At 48.8% G+C, this 21,157-nt stretch carries 16 protein-coding genes; 5 read left to right on the top strand and 11 right to left on the bottom strand.

Annotation, left to right across the window (positions count from 1 at the left end; genetic code table 11):
- Nucleotide 1: 1 nt before the first annotated feature.
- The 7 genes from BUB52_RS07630 to BUB52_RS07600 all read right to left on the bottom strand — a co-directional run bounded on the left by BUB52_RS07630 (nucleotide 2) and on the right by BUB52_RS07600 (nucleotide 9,924).
- Nucleotides 2-1,492 (bottom strand): AMP-binding protein, encoded by a 1,491-nt coding sequence (locus tag BUB52_RS07630; protein WP_009121165.1) that lies wholly within the window; start codon nucleotides 1,490-1,492, stop codon nucleotides 2-4.
- A gap of 237 nt (nucleotides 1,493-1,729) precedes the next feature.
- Nucleotides 1,730-2,821, bottom strand: a complete 1,092-nt coding sequence (locus tag BUB52_RS07625) for an MraY family glycosyltransferase (protein WP_039950382.1) — start codon at nucleotides 2,819-2,821, stop codon at nucleotides 1,730-1,732.
- A gap of 91 nt (nucleotides 2,822-2,912) precedes the next feature.
- Nucleotides 2,913-3,389, bottom strand: a complete 477-nt coding sequence (locus BUB52_RS07620; RefSeq protein ID WP_009121168.1) for a UpxZ family transcription anti-terminator antagonist — start codon at nucleotides 3,387-3,389, stop codon at nucleotides 2,913-2,915.
- A gap of 38 nt (nucleotides 3,390-3,427) precedes the next feature.
- Nucleotides 3,428-4,027: a UpxY family transcription antiterminator gene (locus BUB52_RS07615; RefSeq protein ID WP_009121169.1), complete on the bottom strand. Its 600-nt coding sequence runs from the start codon at nucleotides 4,025-4,027 to the stop codon at nucleotides 3,428-3,430.
- A gap of 700 nt (nucleotides 4,028-4,727) precedes the next feature.
- On the bottom strand, nucleotides 4,728-5,396 hold the full coding sequence (gene lipB / locus BUB52_RS07610; protein WP_009121172.1) for a lipoyl(octanoyl) transferase LipB: 669 nt from the start codon (nucleotides 5,394-5,396) through the stop codon (nucleotides 4,728-4,730).
- A 136-nt stretch (nucleotides 5,397-5,532) separates the two neighbouring features.
- Nucleotides 5,533-7,179, bottom strand: a complete 1,647-nt coding sequence (locus BUB52_RS07605) for a RagB/SusD family nutrient uptake outer membrane protein (RefSeq protein WP_009121173.1) — start codon at nucleotides 7,177-7,179, stop codon at nucleotides 5,533-5,535.
- A gap of 12 nt (nucleotides 7,180-7,191) precedes the next feature.
- Nucleotides 7,192-9,924 (bottom strand): SusC/RagA family TonB-linked outer membrane protein, encoded by a 2,733-nt coding sequence (locus BUB52_RS07600; protein WP_009121174.1) that lies wholly within the window; start codon nucleotides 9,922-9,924, stop codon nucleotides 7,192-7,194.
- A gap of 137 nt (nucleotides 9,925-10,061) precedes the next feature.
- On the opposite strand from BUB52_RS07600, the gene BUB52_RS07595 reads away from it, so the two are divergent.
- Entirely contained in the window at nucleotides 10,062-10,895 is an 834-nt protein-coding gene (locus BUB52_RS07595) for a helix-turn-helix domain-containing protein (protein WP_009121175.1), read from the top strand.
- Nucleotide 10,896: 1 nt separating this feature from the next.
- Here the strand turns inward: BUB52_RS07595 and BUB52_RS07590 are convergent, their stop codons facing one another.
- From BUB52_RS07590 to BUB52_RS07575, 4 genes are all read right to left on the bottom strand, one after another.
- Nucleotides 10,897-12,561 (bottom strand): HAD-IC family P-type ATPase, encoded by a 1,665-nt coding sequence (locus BUB52_RS07590; protein WP_009121176.1) that lies wholly within the window; start codon nucleotides 12,559-12,561, stop codon nucleotides 10,897-10,899.
- A 72-nt stretch (nucleotides 12,562-12,633) separates the two neighbouring features.
- Nucleotides 12,634-12,945: a heavy-metal-associated domain-containing protein gene (locus tag BUB52_RS07585; RefSeq protein WP_009121177.1), complete on the bottom strand. Its 312-nt coding sequence runs from the start codon at nucleotides 12,943-12,945 to the stop codon at nucleotides 12,634-12,636.
- A gap of 50 nt (nucleotides 12,946-12,995) precedes the next feature.
- On the bottom strand, nucleotides 12,996-15,212 hold the full coding sequence (locus tag BUB52_RS07580; RefSeq protein WP_009121178.1) for a TonB-dependent receptor: 2,217 nt from the start codon (nucleotides 15,210-15,212) through the stop codon (nucleotides 12,996-12,998).
- 310 nt (nucleotides 15,213-15,522) lie between these two features.
- Nucleotides 15,523-15,921: a hypothetical protein gene (locus BUB52_RS07575; protein WP_039950383.1), complete on the bottom strand. Its 399-nt coding sequence runs from the start codon at nucleotides 15,919-15,921 to the stop codon at nucleotides 15,523-15,525.
- Nucleotides 15,922-16,060: 139 nt separating this feature from the next.
- Between BUB52_RS07575 and BUB52_RS07570 the strand changes: the two genes are divergently transcribed.
- Genes BUB52_RS07570 through gcvP form a run of 4 tightly spaced genes read left to right on the top strand, consistent with a single transcriptional unit; the run spans nucleotide 16,061 to nucleotide 21,114 of the window.
- Nucleotides 16,061-16,918 carry a DUF3298 and DUF4163 domain-containing protein gene (locus tag BUB52_RS07570; RefSeq protein ID WP_039950433.1) on the top strand — a complete coding sequence of 286 codons (858 nt, stop codon included), beginning with the start codon at nucleotides 16,061-16,063 and terminating at the stop codon, nucleotides 16,916-16,918.
- 28 nt (nucleotides 16,919-16,946) lie between these two features.
- Entirely contained in the window at nucleotides 16,947-17,567 is a 621-nt protein-coding gene (gene rsmG / locus BUB52_RS07565; protein ID WP_009121181.1) for a 16S rRNA (guanine(527)-N(7))-methyltransferase RsmG, read from the top strand.
- Nucleotides 17,568-17,598: 31 nt separating this feature from the next.
- A complete protein-coding gene (locus BUB52_RS07560; RefSeq protein ID WP_009121182.1) occupies nucleotides 17,599-18,237 on the top strand; it encodes an MBL fold metallo-hydrolase in 639 nt (212 codons plus the stop codon).
- Between the two features lie 27 nt (nucleotides 18,238-18,264).
- Nucleotides 18,265-21,114 carry an aminomethyl-transferring glycine dehydrogenase gene (gcvP, locus tag BUB52_RS07555; protein WP_009121183.1) on the top strand — a complete coding sequence of 950 codons (2,850 nt, stop codon included), beginning with the start codon at nucleotides 18,265-18,267 and terminating at the stop codon, nucleotides 21,112-21,114.
- The last annotated feature ends 43 nt before the right edge of the window (nucleotides 21,115-21,157 follow it).

Raw genomic sequence — 21,157 nt, 5'->3', positions numbered from 1 at the left:
ATCAATTGATTATCAATTTCATTTTCTTTCGATCTACTTTATCACTGCTATTCAACGGAAACTCTTTAATAAACAATATATGAGTTGGAATCATATAAGAAGGCAGTTTAGAGTTCAAATAAGAGACAAGTTCCTGTGTTGCAAACTCTTCACCCTCAATAACAAGAAATAATGTTACGATATCATTAATCTCTTTTGCTAAACAAACAACATTTTTATTCGGAAGGAACTCCCGTGCCTGAAATTCAATCTCACCTAATTCTATCCGATAGCCCTGGATTTTTACTTGATTATCTATACGACCTGAATACATGATGTCCCCATATTCATCCATATAACATAAATCTCCTGTCTTATAAAAACGCATAAGCCTACCATCTAATTCATATTCAAAAAAAGAAGAGCTGTTTTTCTCAATATTATTCCAATAACCTGGTGTTATTTGCAATCCAGCAACACACAACTCCCCTTTTTCATTGCATTTACATTCCGTACCATCTTCTCGAAGAATAATACTTGAAACATTCTTCAATGCTTTTCCAATTGAAATAATACCATTCAAATCTTTATTTAAACCAGTATTGGACAATTTATAGCATGTGCAGTAGACTGTGGCTTCGGTTGGACCATAAAAATCAAAAAGTTGAATTTGAGAATTATACGTATATATACATTCCAATAATTTCTTAGGACAAGCTTCAGCTGTAAGAATACACGATTTGAGCTTAGTCATATCAATTTGCTCAAAGAAAGGTTGCATATATCTAAGCATGGATGGCGCCATTACAGCAAAGGAAAGTCCATATTCTTCCATCAGGCCTGCCACGTATAAATACTTACCTTCCATATAGGGAACGGTAAATACACAAGCTCCCTTAATAAGTGCCGATAAATAACACTGAACAGATACATCAAAAGTCAAATCAAAACATTGAAGACACCTATCATTTTCATTAATCTGAATACCCGTAGCCCAAAAAGAATTAATAAAGGCTGCAATATTACCTCTCGAAATAGTTACCCCCTTAGGAATCCCCGTGCTTCCAGATGTAAAGAGAATATAAGCTAAATCACTATCTGTTATATGCCGCCTAATAGTAAAATCTGAATTTACATGTTCTTTTTCATTAGTATTAATAAGCATTGATTGTTTGTAACGAGAATGTTTAGATGAATCCAAAATTGTAGTTATACCTACTTGCTCTATAATATTATAACATCTGTCAACAGGCTGATTTATATGTAAAGGTACATAAGAATACCCTTCAAGCCATAAAGCAAAAATAGAAGCATAGGTTTCAAGATCATTATTAGTAACAAGACCTACATTCCTCCCTCTTATTTCACGAAATTGTAACAGACCACGAATTTTTTTTATTGCATTCGAAAAGTCATTATATGTATAAAATTTATTTTCTATACAGAAAGCATTCCTTTCTGAGAATCTTTCTAAATTTGCCATTACAGGCTGTAGGATCTCTTCTTCAAACATAAATACTATTATTATATCGAACAATCTTTCTCTTTTGATACAAGAGAAATCTAATTTAAAACTTATATTTTGTCTATGTTTTCCCAAACGAATCTATCGAATCACAACAAAAAAATAATCCGTATATTTGGATATTGGAAAAACATTAGCAATTTAAAGGACTTTACAAATTAGACATGAAAATATCTACCAGAACAAACCCATACCTTTTAAAAAAGTAATAGGCCTTTTAGTTTCTTACTTTTTATCTCTCAAATAATCCCACCACAGATTCAGCCCTATCCAAATCACGATATCAGCTATCAGCATCATCGTATTATTTACATAAGGCACCAGTAAAATATTGGCTGCACTAAAAGCACAAGACATGAAAAGCAAGCTCAGCATTGCCTTTCTCGGCGACAATCCTACCGCCAGCAATTTATGGTGAATATGATTCTTATCCGGTTCAAAAGGGCTGTGTCCCTCACGAATACGGACTAAAACAACACGGACAACATCGAATGCGGGAATTATCATGGTGCTGAAAGCTATGATAAAAGCGCCTGCGGTATACGGCATTATATCCGTATTGTGCTGGCTGTACTTTATGGCAAGGAAACTGAGCGTATAGCCTAAAGTAAGACTTCCCGTATCACCCATGAAAATCTTGCGGGCACGCTCCACGCTACCGAATACGTTGTAATAAAAGAACGGTACAAGCACGCCGAAAGTACCTGCGGCAAGCATGGCATAACTCCACAGTCCCTTATTTATAAACAAGAAAGTAAAAATCAATAACGCCACACTGCTTAAACCGGAAGCAAGACCGTCAATCCCGTCTATCAGATTGATAGCATTGGTAATGAATACTATAATCAGAACGGTGAAGGGCATACCGATATAAGCCGATAACTCGTGTATACCGAACAAGCCGTATAAATCGTTTATCCAAATTCCCGATAAAGGGAAAAGGCAGGCACAGAAGATTTGGATAACAAACTTCTGGCGATAACGGACACCGACAAGGTCGTCGGCGATACCCGTCAGATAAAGCAAGGTCATACCGCAGGCAAATAACAATAACTCCGGCAGCAGATAGCTTGCATAGACTGTTGAAACACTGTCACCACCCAACAAACGGAGAGCATAGACAAGACAAAAAGAGAATAAGGTGGTTGGAAAGAAAGATACGCCACCCAGACGGGGTATAGCTCTTTTATGTATCTTGCGATTATCCGGAATGTCAAAAAGTTTCTTGCGCAGGGATATCAACAAGATACGGGGTATCAGGATACGGGCGATAAACGCCGATATCAGAAAGGTCAGAATGATAAAAAAGAAGTTCACTATGATAATTGTTGTTTAGTGATTAGCGATTGATAGCTGAAAACTTAAACGCTTAGTGACCGAGAGAGGGGGGAAAGACTGTCAGGCGGAATTAATCTACAATCTCGAAAGGGTATTGATTTTCTTCCATATTCTTTAACTCACCGATGATTTCCGTCTGTTCCGGAGTTAAAGAAGACGCATCCCAAGTGTCAATAATGGAGTGTGCCTCGCTGGCGAGTTTCTCATCATATACTTCCCCATAGCAACAGGTAAGAAGACGAACTTTCAGAAGCGAAGCCGGAAGTTTGTCAAGAACATTCCAGCAACGGTCGAGAAGATGCTGGATGAATTGCTGCTTTCGGCCATTGTCATAAAAAGTTGCATTCAAGGCCAGAAGAATAGAAAGACAAAGCTCGGCTTCTTCTTCCGGTGTGTTACCTTCCGGAGCGTTGTACAGATTGAGCGCTTGTTCATAAACTTCGCGATTCAGACGGGCGAAGTGGTCGCTGTAAATAGGACTGCCGTCCATACCCAGATTCAGAAGCTCATGGGCAAGGGCATACAAGGATGAAACGTGATCGTTCATTTTATCTAAAATATAGAAGTTATTGAGTTACAAATATTTCAGTTTCTATCTATCGGTTCTATAAGTGAAGAGTGGATAAATGTAGTGGCAACTGCCATGACACCCTCTATATTCACCACTACACGGCGGTCATGACGCAAACGGACAAATTCGCCGACAGCTCCTTCAAACACTCCGCCTGTAATACGTACTTTGGTACCCTTCACTAATTTCAGTTCTTCCGGTTCCACATAGACAACAGCCTCGTCGTACGTACCTGCAACCAATATGAAACTACGCATCTGCGCATCCGGAATGATAACCGGCTGGCGGGTTTCGCGATTCATAATGTAACGGACGGGGATATTCAGAGCCGGATTGTTTTTGATTTCATCAATACACGCACGGGTGGAACGGACAAATACCAAATTGTGTATGGCAGGAACGAGTTTGCGGACACGGCGTTCATTCCTGATGATATATTCGTAGTGCATAGGAATGAAATTCTCTATATTTTCCTTGTCGAGATAGTCCTTTAAAGACAATTCGCGACTGTACGTCACACGGACAGCATACCAATGTAATTGGCAATCTTTGTTCTGTTGACAAGCGGGGGTGTGCTGCGATTCAGATTTAATCTTTTCCGATAAGCCGGGCATTACAAAGTATGAATTGTAAGAGTTCGAGGGAAATAAAACCTTGTGAAAAGGGTATTCTTTGGGGACACCGGGATAAGATAACTCTTTCCGGTCAATTCATGTAATGCAATTATAGTCAATAGTTTAGTCTGCATCCATATTATCCCAAAGCTCCCCACTATCACAGAAAGAGAACGTTGAAACAGTTATGTGATCAATAAGCTTTCAAAAAGCTGTAAACGAATGATTTAAAAACGAATATGTTTTTTAGACGTTCGTTTGATAAACGCAAAGATATGGCAGTTTTTTGTATTGGCAAAATGTTTGATAGAAATTCTTTGAAGTTTATAGTCAATAGAATATATAATAGTCTGTATGTCAACAAATAAACCATTATAATAACCTCTGTTAATCTTTACTTATTTCCATATATTTCTACTGGATGCGATTTGCATTTGAAAAGTGTTTATTAAACGAACGTCTAAAAAACACTTTCAGGCATACTCTTCCCCATTCCTTTTTGTATCCACAAAGTAAAAACAAGACAACTCCCACCGAAGTTAACATCATGGGAAATAGCAAGTTAACATCACTATACACAATAAGTTAACATCATCAGAAGCTATAAGTTAACATCAGTGCACCTGTATATTAACATCAGAGAAACAAGGATGCTGCAACTCCGATTGACACCCTCATGATATAAAAGAGAATATATTCTCTATTGTCTATCTCCAAGCATACCTCTCAACTCACGGCAAAGCAGTTCTTTCACCTCATCCATCGGCACTTCCCGTCCCAATTCTTTTTGGAGCGAAGTCACCCCTTTATCTATAAACCCGCAAGGATTGATATAGCTGAAATAGCGTAAATCCGTATTTACATTGAGCGCCAGACCATGCATCGTAACATAATGGCTGCTACGTACACCGATAGCGCAGATTTTACGGGCACGCGGTGAATCTCCATCCAACCATACGCCGGTAGCTTTCTCCACGCGTCCGGCAGTTATCCCGTAAGAAGCGCAAACACGAATTACGGCTTCTTCCAGCAAATGCACATATTCTTTCAAGCCCAAAGAGAACTCTTCCAGATTCAAGATAGGATAACAAACAAGTTGTCCCGGCCCATGATAGGTAATATCACCACCCCGGTCTATATGATACAGCGACGCCCCTATTTTATGTAACTGTTCTTCACTCAGCAACATATTTCCTTCCTTACCACTGCGTCCCAACGTATATACGTGCGGATGCTCACAAAGAACAATATGATTTACATACTCCCCACCTGCTTGTTTGGCTTGTACAAGCGTATCGAAACACTCCGTCTGTCTGTCCCATGCCGCGGCATAGGGAACAGTTTTCCAATCTGATATTTCCAGTCTCATAAAACAAATATACTACTTTTTCTTTATTTCCGCACCATTACCCTCAAATCACCGATTATTACCCAATTTAATCACCGGTCATCCATCACCAATCATAATTCATTAACATTCACCCCTAATCACTAATCACTAACCACTAATCACTCATTAAATACCCCTTATTCTGCCACAACCTCTCATTCATTTTCAGCACATTGCCCGGAATAGGAAACACGGTGGTGTATCCACTCTCCTCGCCCGCCAGTTGCGGACGGTCGCTGTACGCACGGGTAAATCGTCCGAAACGCACAAGATCCTGCCGCCGCCATCCTTCCCATGCAAACTCCAATAATCTTTCGTCCAGCAGGTTCTCCAATGTTGCCGGACGCGCAACAGCTCCCACTCGGCTGCGTACCTGCGCCAATTCCGCATCCCCGTTTTCCCCGTTGCGAACTTTCGCTTCACTCTTCATCAGCAGCACATCCGCATAACGGAACAGAACGATATCGTTCTCCATTAACTTACCGTCCTTGGTTGCGTCCGTATCAATGGCATATTTCTTCATGCGTGCGCCTGCCGTTTTTTCATAAGGCGTATCCGATATATCCACCGCCACTTCCCAAGGATGATACTCCAATACGGTTCCATCGTCCAGCCTGATTAACTCCCCTTTCAAATCGTACATCACACCGGCAAAATAACACTTATCAAAACGAGGGTCTACCTCGGCCGTATCGTACCCGAACACACGTAACGCGTCTTTCGTAGCGCTCGACCCGTTCTCGCCGCTCAGCCCGTAGGCTTTGGCATGATTATAGTGCCGCGAACGAAACAGATACTGCATCTGATTGGTATATAAAGTCTTGTTCATCGGAATAGTGAAGATATTCTCTACCGAGGATTCATTATATACGGCGAAATTCGTTTCGTACAAGGGTTCCAGCGCATACCCCATCGCGGTAATCCGGTCACAATAAGTCACTGTCGCCTGCCACGCATTCTGTTGCCGCCCGTCTATGGTAAAGCTTATAGTTCCGCCGTCGGGACGCACACCGTCCGTCCAGTCATTATCCGTATACACTTCCGCGTTAAGAGCCAGCTTGGCAAGCAAGAAATAAGCTACCGGACGGGTGATGCGTCCGTAATAGTCGCCCGGCCGGTTACTGCGGCTTTCCGCCAATAGCGGAGCCGCTTCCTGCAGTTCTTTCACAACAAAATCGAAAACCGTTTTCCGTTCACTCTGCACAATATCGCTCATAGATGCGGAAGAAGAGAGTACGAGCGGCACTCTGCCGAATAAATCCAGCAGATAATAATAGTACATGGCACGCATAGCACGCACCTCAGCCAAATAGGCCGGCAGTTCGGGGTCATCGTGAGTTTCCCTGAACTTTTGGATTTGTTCTACCGACTTATTGCTCAGCATCAACACTTTATACAGATACTCCCACGTAGCCTGAACGGCATCATTGCTCACTCCCCACTTATGCAGATACAATCCCTGCCAGAAGCCGCCGTCGTACCAGTCACCGCCCCGGGTGGGCATGATGGCCTCATCGGTGGTAAACGTATTCAGGTCGTAAACACCCCGTCCCGTACCTTGCAATCCCTGACTGTCGGCATAACCGCCCACGTAGTTATACAGAGACGCCACCGCATTGAGATATACGTCCGACAGCGTACGGTACGCATCCGCATGGTCTGTTCCGTCGCGAGGGTCTTCACGCAAAAAGCCGTTACAGGCAGTAAACAAAGGCAGACAGCACACCGCCGCCAACCAATATACTATACGATACTTCTTCATATCCTTATTCCTTTAGAAATTAATACTCAATCCCAATGTATAGGTTCGGGCAAGCGGATAGTTCCGTTTGTCGTCCAATCCCAAAGTGCCGTTCACCGTAGCGCTGTTTATCATCGGCGAAAGCCCCGAATAGCCGGTGATGGTGGCAAGGTTGTTCACCGTAAAGGTCAGACGCAAGTTCTGAACATACCTCTTCGTACCCCGCAACGGAACATTCCAGCCTGCCGTTACATAGTCGAAGTTCACATAATCGCCCCTTTCCAGCCAGTAGTCGGTTGCGGTCTGGTCTTTGATATTGACTTGCGGAGCGCCTTTCATCACGTTATAGTCGGGAAAGATACCCATATTCATATACGTAAGTGAAGTGCCGTTGTATATCTTATGCCCGAACGCCCCGTTTATCTGTACCGACAAATCGAAATCCTTGTAGCGGAAACTGATATTGGAGCCTACCGTTGCTTTGGGTACAGCCTGCCCGGCAATGTAGCGGTCTTCGCCGTCTTCCAGACTGATACCGTTTCCGTTCAAATCGGCTACACCGTATTTATATCCGCCGTTTCCGTCCGACACCAGCCCCGTGCTATGAGGAAGATAGAACACGCCGAGCGGTTGCCCCACAATCTGGTAAGCTATATGATTATACCCGCCATGAAAACCCGCGCCGTCCAGGCTGGAGATGCTCTTGTATTCGGCGGCCGCAATGCGTTCGCCATTGTAAACGCCGCTCAACGAAAGCAGTTTGTTCTGTTGGAAAGACACGTTCGCATTAATGTTCAGCTCCATATCTTTCGTTTTCAGGGGAGTAACCCCTACCGCGATTTCTACGCCGCTGTTGCGCATCGAGCCGATATTTGCCACCAGCGTATTATAAGTAAACGGCGGCACGCTGACATTATACATATACAGCATGTCGGTAGTCTTGGAGAGGTAATAATTCACCGAGAACAGCAGCCGGTTGGCAAACAGCGCCAAATCAAAACCGGCATTGAAGTTATGCTTCACTTCCCATTTCAAATCGGGATTCGTATTTCTCAATTCGCTCAAGGACACCACAGGAGCGCTGCCCACAGGCACTACCCCGTTGGGCTGCGCCAGACGCAAGGTCGTGTACGAGTTTATCCCGCTCTGATTACCCGCCAGACCGTAGCCCACACGTACTTTCAGATTATTGACCAGCGGAAACCGCTTCATGAAATCCTCTTCCGTCACATTCCAGGCCGCCGATACCGAAGGGAAAAAGCCCCATTTATGATTGTCGCCGAATTTGGAAGAGGCGTCCGCACGGGCATTCACCGTCAGCACATAGCGGTCGGCATAGGTGTAGTTGGCACGTCCCATGAAAGAAAGCAAACGGGTACGCTCGTAATAAGAGTTCGTCCCTTCCCACGGGCGCAGCGCGCCCGCCTGCAAATTATCAAAGCCGAATAAATCGGAACTGAAATTGGTGACCGTCGTATAGAAGCCGGAAAACTTCTCTTCCTGCACTTCCGCCAGCGCCAACGCATCAATGAAGTGACGCTTCAAACGCTTCCGGTAGGTCAGCATGGCATTGCCCACCAACGACTCCGACTTGCGCACGCCTCTATACGCCTGTCCGTGCGCCCATACGCCGGTAGGCAGATATTGGGAGTTCTCCACCATATTATACGAGTACGAACCGAACAGCCGCATCTTCAGGTCAGGCGTGAAGTTCAGCAACAGCTTGGCATGCGTGCTGATACGCGAAACGGACTCTTTATCCTTCACTTCCATCCATGCCAGCGGATTGGTTATCTGGCTGGCGTTCGTCACGCCGTCCCAAGAGCCGTCCCCGTTTTTATGATTGGGAAAGGTCGGGTTAAAGGCAGCCGCCGAATAGAAAGTCTTTTGCTCGTCCACCAGATTGCGGTTGTTCTGCACCGAACCGAACATGCCGACATCGCACCGGATGAAACCGTTGAACAGGCTCTGCGTCATGTTCATGTTCGATGTAAAATTCCTCATGTTTTCGTTGACAATCACCCCTTCCCGGCTCATATAGCCCAATGACACACGATAGCTCGACTCATCCCGTCCGCCGTAAAAAGCGATATGATGGTCTTGTTGGAATCCCGTCTGCTGTATCTCTTTCCGGAAGTCGGTATTGTTCCCCTTGTCGATAATGGAAACGCCCGTCTGCTCCGCCACTTTGCGGAATTCATCCGCCGACAGCATTTTCAGGCTCTTATAGACAGATGCCACGCCGAAACTGCCGTTATAGCTTACCCTCGTCTTACCCTTCACTCCTTTCTTGGTCGTTATCTCGATGACGCCGGATGCACCCCGCGAACCGTACTGCGCCGTTTCGGAAGCATCCTTCAGGATAGTGAAGCTCTCTATGTCCGTAGGATAAACGGATGTAAGCATCGAAATATCGCCGAATACGCCGTCGATGATAATCAGCGGGTCGTTGCCGCTGGTCAGCGAGGTAGTGCCGCGCAGGCGTACGGCATCCAAAGCGGCCGTACCGTTGGCAGTGCGCTGTATGGTAAGGCCGGGCACTTTGCCGTAGATGGCTTCCAGCGGATTGGTTATCTGGTCTGCTTTCAGCTGTTTGCCGGTGAAACTCTCCACAAGGGAAGATATATTACGGGTATGCCCCACGGTATATCCTATGGTGAGCAATGAGTCGGGAACGCCGGCCGACACATCCTGCGCCTGCGCGTACGACACCGGCCACGCGGCGCATATAAATCCGAGGAAGAAAAGTTTGCGGTATTGTTTCATAGTTCTATCTGTTATAAGATTAACACTCTTAACTTTAATAACAATTAAAATTAAAAAAATCCCTGTCCGATTGCAAGTTTTTCGATATTTTTCAGCAAAAAAGCGTAACTTTGTGCAGACCAAAAACGACAACACTTATGGAATTTCCCCAAGTCGATCTCCCCGTAGACCTGATTGCATGGACGGATGTAACAGAAGATATTCTGAACATATACAAGCAATCATGCCGTCTGAAGGCATGTATCTTCGCATTGTGCACCGAAGGTTCCATTACGGTATCCATCAACCTGATGGACACCGAAATCAAACAAGGCGACTTTGTGACACTCCTTCCCGGCACCATCATCCAGTTTCACGGACAGAAAGAAAAGGTGCGGATAGGTTTTGCCGGGTTCTCCGAGCATTGTCTCAACGGAGTCAACATCATCCAATCCACCATGAGCTCGTACTCCAAGATTATAGAAGCTCCCGTGATACCGCTCAACGAAACCGTCGCCTCTTACTTCAGGGACTACTTCGCATTGCTGGCACGCGTTTCCACCGGACCGTACATGCCCAAAACGCGAATGGCGCAGAACGTGCTGGACACGCTTCTCTACGGTGTCAACGAGTTATACAGCAACCGTCCGGACTCCCAAAACAGGATTAAAAGCCGGAAAGAGGAAATCTGCCGTGAGTTCATACAGCTGGTTATCGAAAACTACACCACCGAACGCCGCGCGCAGTTCTATGCCGAAAAGCTGGGCATATCCCTGCAACACCTCAGCACCACCATCAAACTGGTGACCGGGAAAAACGTGCTGGACATCATTGCGCATGTCGTCATCATCGACATAAAAGCCAAATTGAAATCCACCGACATGACCATTCAGGAAATCGCCTACTCGCTGAACTTCCCCAGCGCCTCGTTCTTCGGCAAGTACTTCAAGAGACACATGGGAATGAGCCCGCTGGAATACAGGAACAGCTGACCTACCCTCTCATCAGCGTTACGCAGGAGAGCACTATGGCTATTGCGGCCAGCATGGGCGTCAACAGTATTCCGTACACCGGATAAAGGATGCCCGCGGCTATCAATACGCCTGCCAGATGATAGATTATCACCCAGAACGAGTTCTGGCGCATCAGCCGGAGCGTATGGCGCGACAGGCCGAACAACTTGGGCAGCGACTGCAAATCGGAAGATTTCATCACTATCATGGCTTCATCCGTCAGCGTATCGTCGGCATAGCCGCCCATGGCGATACTGACATCCGCACCCGCCAGCGCCTGCACGTCATTGATGCCGTCGCCCACCATAACGACCGTCTTTCCCTGCAACCGGAGCTCGCGGATAAAAGTCTCCTTGTCGTCCGGCAGGGCATCGGACAGATAGCGGATGATACCCAGCTTCCCCGCTATGGTCGAAGCGGTACGTTCGCCGTCGCCCGTCAGCAGACAAATATCGAGTTCCTGCCCTCTGAGCTCTTTCACCACACCGAGCGCAGTGACTTTCAACTGGTCTTTAACGGCAATTATGGCGAGCAGCTCACCCTCACGACCGAAGTAAACGATGCTGTTTCCCTCGGACTCATACTCCACCAGCATATCGCCCAGCACGTCGGACAGGTAAACCTGATAATCCTTCAACAGCTTATGGCTGCCCACCCAATACTCCATACCCTTATAGGCGGCTTTCATCCCTTTTCCTTTCAGAATCTCGCAGCCGTCCAAACGGGCGGGCGTAATCTGCTCTTCCCGCAGGGCGGCGGTGATGGCGGCCGCCAGCGAATTGGACGAGTTCATTTCCGCAGCCAGCAGCACCATCTTAAAATATTCTTCCTGGTACTGCGCCCACAACCAAGCCGTAACGGTGGGATGTCCCTCGGTCAGCGTCCCGGTCTTGTCAAAGACCACCACATCGGCCTTGTTCAGCCGTTCCAAAGCGAGGGAATCCTTTATCCAGATATGCATATCGGCGGCTCTGCCTATCCCGCGCATCAGCGCGACCGGTGTTATCAAGCCCAACGCGCACGGACAAGCGACAATGAAAATGGAAATAACCGAATAGAGCGCATGCGGCACGGCTTCCACACCGCCGAACAATATCCAGATAAAAAACACGGCAACCGCCGTTCCCGTCAGCACGGGAAAGATGATATTGGCTATGCGGTCTTCACCATGCAGTTCTTCGGGCAGGAACCGGAACACTTTACCGGTCAGCCCCACTGCGACAATCAGTACGGTCACTTCGTAATAAACGTGCGGTTGAAGTCCCGCGTCATGCCAGTAGTCCGGAAAGAACGTGTTGAACAAGCTGAAAAGAAAAGCTACGGAAGCGCTGAAAGCAATCAGCGTGTCCATGGTGGCGCGTCCCTCACGGAGCCGTTTCCAGGCATCCGTATAAAAAGATGTTCCCAGAAACAGCAGCGCAAGTGCGGCCAGCGGCAATTGTATCTCGCTGCCATAGGACACATAATTACCGAATATGGAAAGCAGCAACAACGGAACGGCCAGCAGCCACGCGCCGACAGCCTGCATCTTCAGACTGCGGTACTGCCTGTTGCGTTCTTCCATGTTGCATCTTTCCATACTATCGGCATATTCCGCGCAGTGTAATTCCTGCGCGGGACATACCTTCTTCAATATATTGCTCATTCCATTCTATATTTTAGGGGGTTGTTACTCTGAATCCACTAAAGCAACAACCGGAATGAGCCGTTTGTTCAATTACTTCTTATCGCCCTGCTTGCTCTCTTTCACAAACTCGGCTTCGTAATGGAACTTTCTGAAACCCTCTTTCAGTTTTTCAATATCGGTCTTGTCGGCATCGTACGTGATGGTCACCGTTTTGGTCTTCAAGTCCGTATCGAACTTTTTCAGCCCTTTCTCGAAACGGATATTGCTGTTTATCTTTTTCACACAGTTCTCGCACGTCATCTGTGACACTTTGAACACTACGGTGCGCAGGTCTTTGGCCACGACTGTCGTTGCGCTCAGCAATACGGCCGCAAGGGCGATGCAAATCTTTCTTGTTTTCATGATGTTTTCTTTTAATTAGTTTTCACTGTTCATATCTCTTTGATTAACCGCTATATCCGTGGAATATTGAAGCGTACGCCTACATACGCCTTTGCCCCATGCATCGGACCCCACACCATGGTGGCATCGAAATTGCTTCCCCACGGATCGGAAGCGTCGATAATGGGATTCTTCTGCTTGAAGTTGGTAAGGTTTTCCCCGCCGACATAGACAGACCAGTTGCGGAAGTAGCGGGTGACCTGTGCGCTTAGCTGCTCAAAGCCGTTATAGCGGTGTTCCCACGACCACGCGCCGTCTCCCTGTTCGTAAGGGGTCGGCATACGGCCGCCACCGTTCAGCTGCAAGGTCGCGTCGAACTGCCACAAGCCCAGCGGAGTCTGATACGAAGCGGTAAGCAGTCCTTTGTACTTGCCGGTAAGCGGCTTTTCCCGCAACTGCCCGTCGTAGGTGGTCTTGGCATCCGTCCAGCGATAGGCTGCCGTGAGGGTGAATCCCGGGAAGAACGGATAAGTGGCTTCCACCTGGAACACCTGCGAATACGACCGCCCGCCGAGGTTGTAGAACAAAACGGCATGCGGGTCGGTATCCATATCCACCACTACCTGCTTGAGGAAGTCCGTGTAGTAATACTCCGCATTCAAGTTCAGCGTTTTGCCGAACAAAGGGACGTAAAAGGAAGCGCTCGCTCCGTAGTTCCAAGCCTCATCCTGGTCGAGGTTACGGGCGATGTCTATACGGCGGCTGCTTGCCAAGAGGTAATTGTTCTCGGCAAGGACATGATTGGTGCGATACCCTTTTCCGGCGGAAAGACGGAAGTGCGCGTATTCGTTGGGATTGTACTTTACGTGGAAACGGGGCGTGACAAAGCAACCGTACTCGCTGCTGCGGTCACCGCGAATACCGCACATAAGGATAAGTTTATCATCCAGATTATAGGTGTACTGCACATACGCTCCCGGAACGGCTTCCTTTACGAACTGCCTCGTAAGAGGTTGCTCCGCATCGTTCGTCAGCCGATAATGCTGATTGTAGGAATCGTAGTTGAAACTCAGTCCCGCAGACAGGCTGTGACGCTTGCCGAGTTCCGTCTCGAACAAAAGGGACGCGTAAGCGTTGTGCTGGTCTACATCGTACAGCTTACGTCCGTACACGGCATCCTGCTTGTGCAGAGAGCCGGAAAGGATGAGCGCCAGATTGGTATTCTTCTCCTTATCGAAGATATAAGCGTTTTTGGTGAACGCCTCGTAACGGTCGGTTCCGATGGATATTTTGTAGGGGTCGGCCGAATGGCTGCCGCCATGGCTCACCTGCCCGCTGTTGCGGTCTTCGGACAAGGCTTTGATGCCTGCCTGGAAAACGTAACGGTCGCCCATATACGCCCAGCGGTTCCATACGTTGTACTGCTTCACCTGCGGAATATCGGCAAAGCCGTCATCGTTGCTGTCGTGGGCTTTGGTTTCGTTTTCGTAATGCGCCAGCAAAGAAGTGCTCCAACGCTTGGAGAGTTTCACCGTGGCGTCCGCATTGGCTTCGTAACGGTTGGTGGTGCTGCCGAAAAGATTGACGGAGAGCCAGTCGGCTTCGGGCAATTGCGGCTTCTTGAACTCCACATTGATTTGCCCGGTGATGGCCTCGTAACCGTTTTTGACGGATGCGCTGCCCTTGCTCACCTGTATGCTTTGCATCCACGGGCCGGGCACATAGCCCAGCCCGTACGGAGCGGCCACTCCCCGAAAGTTGGGAATGTTTTCCGTCATCATCTGTACGTAAGTGCCGGACAATCCTAACAGCTTGATTTGCTTGGCGCCCGTAGCGGCATCGGAATAGGTCACGTCCACCGAAGGGTTGGTTACGAAACTCTCTCCGAGGTTGCAACAGGCGGCGCGGGTCAGTTCGGCGCTGCTTATCATATCCTCATTCATCACGCTGCTCCGCAGTTTCATGGTTCCGAGCTTACGGCTGACAACATTGACTTCGCTCAGTTCCACCCCTTCGCGAAGAACTATGTCGAGCGTTTCATCACGTCCGTTCACATGTATCGTATCGTTCTCGAAACCGATGAAGCTGACTACCAGCATGTGCTTACCGGCAGGCTTTGCGAGGGAGAAGCTCCCGTCGGCAGAGGTGGTGGCGCCCTGTGTCGTTCCCATCCAGAAAAGGTTGGCTCCGGCAACCGGTTCACCGAGATTATCTTTTACCGTTCCCTTTACCTGCGCCCGCAAAGTGATAAAGGGGAAGAACAGCAACATTAACCATATATATTTCATATCTGATTCTTTCTTATTTTGAAATGTGACAATAAAACAAATAAACGGTTATCCGGCATGGCGCCCGTAAATGATAATAAAGGCGTCATTGCGGATAATCATAGCAATTATTCGCCTCACGGGATGGAAATATCCGTCTTACGAGATGAAAATACCAATCCCGTGAGGTGAAACGATTCGTTCCGCGGGATGAAACTGTTTGTTCCATGGGATGAAACGTATCGTTCCCCGGCAGGGAACAACATGTTTCACGGTGAGGAACAGACCGTTCCCCGGCAGGAAACAAACGCCGTCCCGCAAGGATGTCTCTCTAAATAAGCAGTGTGGAATAAAGCGCCAGATAATGCCTGGAACCGCAATATCTCGGCGGTGAATAGACTTGCGTTCCGGTCACCGGCAGTTCCACCGGCAACAGGCAACCGAACTGCGGCAACTGCTCGCAGTACAGCGTGCATACGGGTACTGTCGAAGACGCTTCCTGCACATGCTTCACCACATCCACTTTGTAGTGAACGGTGGTACAGCCCGTATCTTTACAGGTTTCCTGCGACGCGTAGTGCGCCTTCTCACATTCCGAACAACCGGACGTGCAGCAGCGTTGCTCCATCCGGCATCCCGAACAGCAATAATGGATAATGGAAACTCCCGCCCCACTTATGATAATAAGTGAGGATATCAATATGGCGAATATGTAACGGAGCCTCTTCATAGACGGCGGCAAAGATAGAAAGTTTTAACCGTTCGCAGGAATTAATTTTTCCTTTTTTATGTGTGGAGTTCGTTAATAAGTTCTATATTTGTCGATAAAGATTCCCGAATGAAATGTTGATTTATAAATGAAACTCGATATGAAAAAGCAAACTGTCAGCCTACTTGTCCTTCTGCTTGCGGCAAGCGGCTTTTTCTTTTCTTGCGGTAACATCATGAACAAAAACGCCGGAGCGCTGGAGTTCGACAGCATACAAGTGAACGAAACCGCCCACCTCTTCGGTGATACCGCCAAACCGGCATGCAACCTCATCATCAACCTTACATACGCTTCCCGGTCGGCCGACGAGAAGATGAAGGACAGTCTGAACACCTATTTCCTTTCCGCCTGCTTCGGCGAGAAGTACATGGGCATGACTACCGAAGAAGCCGTAAAGAAGTACACCGAAAAGTACGTCGGCGACTACCGCAAAGACCTGGAACCGATGTACAGGAAAGACGAACAGGACAAGGAGAACGCCGAAGACATGGGAGCATGGTACTCCTATTATAAAGGTATCGAAAGCCACGTGCAACTGTACACCGGACATCTGCTCGTCTACCGTATAGACTACAACGAATATACCGGCGGCGCACACGGCATCTACATGTCCACTTTCCTCAACCTCGACCTGCGTACCCTGGCTCCCATCCGCCTGGACGACTTGTTTGTGAACGACTACAAGGAACAGCTCACCGACCTCTTGTGGAACCAGCTCATGGCCGACAATAAGGTAGCCACCCGTCAGGAACTGGAAGATATGGGATACGTCACTACCGGCGACCTGACGCCGACCGAGAACTTCTATCTGAGCAAGGACGGCATCACGTTCTATTATAATGTATACGACATCGCTCCCTATGTAATGGGACCTGTAAAGATAACATTGCCGTACGAAATGATGCAGCACCTGCTGAGCGACGAAACAATGGCGCTGAACGACCTGCGCAACCCATAACCCATAACTTATAACTCATAACCCAACAATGGAACTCATCCTGAAGTACTTTCCGGACCTGACAGAAGAACAGAAAGGGCAATTCGCCGCGCTCTACAACCTCTATACGGACTGGAACTCTAAAATAAACGTCATTTCACGTAAAGATATCGGAAACCTCTACGAACACCACGTTCTCCACTCCCTGGGCATAGCCAAAGTAATCCGCTTCGCCCCGGGTACGAAAATCATGGACTTGGGCACAGGGGGCGGATTCCCGGGAATTCCGCTGGCCATACTTTTCCCCGAAGTGCAGTTCCACCTGGTGGACAGCATCGGCAAGAAAGTACGCGTAGCCACCGAAGTAGCGGGCAGCATCGGGCTGAAAAACGTAACCACCCGTCATGCACGCGCCGAAGAAGAAAAGCAACTGTTCGACTTCGTGGTGAGCCGTGCCGTAATGCCCCTTACCGATTTATTGAAAATCATCCGCAAGAATATCTCCCCCAAACAGCGGAACGCACTGCCCAACGGACTTATCTGCCTGAAAGGCGGCGAACTGGAGAAAGAGGCGATGCCCGTCAGAAACAAGACTACGATGTGGGACTTGAAGGAGTTCTTCGGGGAAGAGTTCTTCGAAACAAAGAAAGCGGTGTACGTAACAGTCTGAAGAAAGAATCTATTACAGTAAATATAGTATCATGAAGATAAAGAGATTTGAATTTAATATGTTCCCGGAGAACTGCTATGTACTGTGGGACGAAACCAACGAAGCCGTAGTCATCGACCCCGGTTGCTTCTACGAAGAGGAGAAACAGGCTTTAAAGAACTTTATCATACACAACGAGCTGAATGTAAAGCACCTGCTGAACACGCACCTGCACCTGGACCACATCTTCGGAAACCCTTTCATGCTGAAAGAGTTCGGACTGAAGGCGGAAGCCAACCAAGCCGACGAGTTCTGGATTGACGAAGCGCCCAAGCAGAGCCGTATGTTCGGTTTCCAGTTGCAGGAACCGCCCGTACCGTTGGGTACTTACCTGCACGACGGCGACATCATCACCTTCGGCAATACGGAACTGGAAGCCATCCATGTGCCGGGACACTCGCCGGGCAGTCTGGTGTACTATTGCGCGGCAGACCATTGCATGTTCTCCGGCGATGTACTGTTTCAAGGCAGCATCGGCCGTGCCGACCTCGCCGGCGGCAACTTCGACGAACTGATAGAACATATATGCAGCCGCCTGTTCATACTCCCCAATGAAACGATTGTCTATCCGGGGCACGGAGCGCCTACGACCATCGGCATAGAAAAGGCGGAGAACCCGTTCTTTAGATAGGTAATAACTTTAAATAATATAGTACGTATGAAAAACGACCTGTTGGCTGACCGCCACATCGGCATCAGCAAGAAGGATGAAGAACAGATGCTCCGCAAAATCGGCGTGGCAAGTCTGGACGAACTGATTGATAAAACCATTCCTGCCGATATCCGTCTGAAAGAACCGCTGGCTTTGCCCGAAGCCTTGACCGAATATGAGTTCGGACAGCACATAGCGGAACTGGCAGCTAAAAATAAGCTATACGCTACCTATATCGGCATGGGTTGGTACAACACCATTACGCCTGCCGTAATCCAGCGCAACGTATTCGAGAATCCCGTTTGGTACACCTCCTATACGCCTTATCAGACGGAAGTGTCGCAGGGACGGCTGGAAGCCCTGCTGAATTTCCAAACCGCCGTTTGCGACCTTACCGGCATGCCTCTTGCCAACTGCTCCCTGCTGGATGAAGCGACCGCCGCCGCGGAAGCCGTTACGATGATGTACGCGCTGCGTCCGCGCGATATGCAGAAGGCGGGAGCCAACGTCGTGTTTGTGGACGAAAACGTATTCCCGCAAACACTGGCTGTCATCACCACCCGCGCCATCCCGCAGGGCATCGAGATACGGACGGGTAAATACAATGAACTGGAACCGGCTCCGGACATCTTCGCCTGCATATTGCAGTACCCGGACGCCAACGGAAATATAGAAGACTACCGCGCTTTTGTGGAAAAAGCGCATGCCGCAGGCTGTAAAGTGGCTGTGGCCGCCGATATACTGAGCCTCGCCCTGCTCACCCCGCCGGGAGAATGGGGAGCGGACATCGTATTCGGAACTACCCAACGACTGGGCACGCCGATGTTCTACGGCGGCCCGTCGGCCGCTTACTTCGCCACACGCGACGAGTACAAGCGCAATATGCCGGGACGTATCATCGGCTGGTCTAAAGACAAATACGGAAAGCCGTGTTACCGCATGGCGCTGCAAACCCGCGAGCAACACATCAAACGCGAGAAAGCGACTTCCAACATCTGTACCGCACAGGCGCTGCTGGCCACAATGGCCGGTTTCTATGCCGTATATCACGGACCGGAAGGTATCCGCACCATTGCAGAGCGCATTCACAACATCGCCGCATATCTGGAACAGGAAATCGATAAATTAGGATACAGGCAAGTGAACGCCCGGTACTTCGACACGCTCCGCTTCGCATTGCCCGACAATGTATCGGCGCAGCAAGTGCGCACCGTCGCCCTGAGCAAGGAAGTGAACCTGCGCTACTTCAAGAACGGCGATGTAGGTATGAGCATCGACGAAACGACAGACCTGGCCGCCGTCAACGTGCTTCTTTCCATTTTCGGCATCGCAGCCGGAAAAGACTATACCAAAGCCGCCGACATCCCCGAAAGCCGTACCATTCCGGAAGCTTTCCGGCGCCAGAGCGCTTACCTGACGCACGAGGTATTCAACAAATACCATACGGAAACGGAAATGATACGTTACATCAAGCGACTGGACCGCAAGGATATCTCATTGGCGCACTCCATGATTTCCCTCGGCTCATGTACCATGAAGCTGAATGCCGCCGCCGAAATGCTGCCGCTCAGCCGTCCGGAATTCATGGGTATGCACCCGCTCGTTCCCGAAGACCAGGCAGAGGGCTACCGCGAACTGATACACAACCTCAGCGAAGAGCTGAAAGTGATAACCGGATTTGCCGGAGTGAGCCTGCAACCCAATTCCGGCGCCGCCGGAGAGTATGCGGGACTTCGCGTAATCCGCGCCTATCTGGAAAGCATCGGACAAGGGCACCGCAACAAGGTGCTGATACCCGCATCGGCTCACGGCACCAATCCCGCTTCGGCTGTTCAGGCAGGTTTCACCACGGTCACCTGCGCCTGCGACGAACAAGGGAATGTCGACATGGCCGACCTGCGCGCCAAAGCCGAAGAGAACAAGGCCGACCTCGCCGCGCTAATGATTACCTATCCGTCCACCCATGGCATCTTTGAAACGGAAATCGTGGAAATCTGCAAGATTATCCATGCCTGCGGCGCACAGGTTTATATGGACGGCGCCAACATGAACGCCCAAGTAGGTTTGACCAACCCCGGATTTATCGGCGCCGATGTCTGCCACCTGAACTTGCACAAGACATTCGCTTCTCCCCATGGCGGTGGCGGACCGGGCGTAGGTCCTATCTGCGTAGCCGGACATCTGGTTCCGTTCCTGCCGGGTCACGAACTGTTCGGCAATACCGCCAACCAAGTATCGGGAGCTCCCTTCGGCAGTGCGGGAATCCTGCCTATCACCTACGGCTATATCCGCATGATGGGTACGGAAGGGCTGACACGCGCCACCAAGACTGCCATTCTGAACGCCAATTATCTGGCTGCCTGCTTCAAAGACACCTACGGTATCGTCTATCGCGGAGCAACGGGTTTCGTAGGACACGAAATGATATTGGAATGCCGCAAGGTACACGAGGAAACGGGCATCAGCGAAAACGATATAGCCAAACGCCTTATGGACTACGGCTATCACGCGCCTACCCTCTCCTTCCCCGTTCACGGCACACTGATGATAGAGCCGACAGAGAGCGAAAGCCTTGCCGAGCTGGATAACTTTGTACATGTGATGCTCACTATCTGGCAGGAAATTCAGGAAGTGAAGAACGGCGAAGCGGACAAGACGGACAACGTGCTGATAAATGCTCCGCATCCCGAATATGAAGTAGTGGCCGACGCATGGGAACACAGTTATACCCGGCAGAAAGCCGCCTATCCGATAGAAAGCGTTCGCGACAACAAGTTTTGGGTGAACGTGGCACGGGTAGACAATACGTTGGGCGACCGCAAATTGTTGCCAACGTGCTACGGATGCTTTGAATAGAATATCGGGAGAGGGTGTCGAAACACACCCTCTCTTCTTTTAT

Origin of the sequence: Bacteroides clarus YIT 12056 (assembly GCF_900129655.1) — a bacterium.
GTDB lineage: Bacteria > Bacteroidota > Bacteroidia > Bacteroidales > Bacteroidaceae > Bacteroides > Bacteroides clarus.
Note: the sequence above shows the minus strand (reverse complement) of the source record. Positions and strands in the feature narration are given on the sequence as shown.

Excerpts from the sequence above, each read along its gene's own strand:
- BUB52_RS07630 (WP_009121165.1), bottom strand. The coding sequence starts at position 1,492 with ATGTTTGAAGAAGAGATCCTACAGCCTGTAATGGCAAATTTAGAAAGA.
- BUB52_RS07580 (WP_009121178.1), bottom strand. The coding sequence starts at position 15,212 with ATGAAATATATATGGTTAATGTTGCTGTTCTTCCCCTTTATCACTTTG.
- BUB52_RS07620 (WP_009121168.1), bottom strand. The coding sequence starts at position 3,389 with ATGAACGATCACGTTTCATCCTTGTATGCCCTTGCCCATGAGCTTCTG.
- BUB52_RS07575 (WP_039950383.1), bottom strand. The coding sequence starts at position 15,921 with ATGAAGAGGCTCCGTTACATATTCGCCATATTGATATCCTCACTTATT.
- gcvP (WP_009121183.1), top strand. The coding sequence starts at position 18,265 with ATGAAAAACGACCTGTTGGCTGACCGCCACATCGGCATCAGCAAGAAG.
- BUB52_RS07585 (WP_009121177.1), bottom strand. The coding sequence starts at position 12,945 with ATGAAAACAAGAAAGATTTGCATCGCCCTTGCGGCCGTATTGCTGAGC.
- BUB52_RS07570 (WP_039950433.1), top strand. The coding sequence starts at position 16,061 with ATGAAAAAGCAAACTGTCAGCCTACTTGTCCTTCTGCTTGCGGCAAGC.
- rsmG (WP_009121181.1), top strand. The coding sequence starts at position 16,947 with ATGGAACTCATCCTGAAGTACTTTCCGGACCTGACAGAAGAACAGAAA.
- lipB (WP_009121172.1), bottom strand. The coding sequence starts at position 5,396 with ATGAGACTGGAAATATCAGATTGGAAAACTGTTCCCTATGCCGCGGCA.
- BUB52_RS07605 (WP_009121173.1), bottom strand. The coding sequence starts at position 7,179 with ATGAAGAAGTATCGTATAGTATATTGGTTGGCGGCGGTGTGCTGTCTG.
- BUB52_RS07600 (WP_009121174.1), bottom strand. The coding sequence starts at position 9,924 with ATGAAACAATACCGCAAACTTTTCTTCCTCGGATTTATATGCGCCGCG.
- BUB52_RS07595 (WP_009121175.1), top strand. The coding sequence starts at position 10,062 with ATGGAATTTCCCCAAGTCGATCTCCCCGTAGACCTGATTGCATGGACG.
- BUB52_RS07590 (WP_009121176.1), bottom strand. The coding sequence starts at position 12,561 with ATGAGCAATATATTGAAGAAGGTATGTCCCGCGCAGGAATTACACTGC.
- BUB52_RS07615 (WP_009121169.1), bottom strand. The coding sequence starts at position 4,027 with ATGCCCGGCTTATCGGAAAAGATTAAATCTGAATCGCAGCACACCCCC.
- BUB52_RS07560 (WP_009121182.1), top strand. The coding sequence starts at position 17,599 with ATGAAGATAAAGAGATTTGAATTTAATATGTTCCCGGAGAACTGCTAT.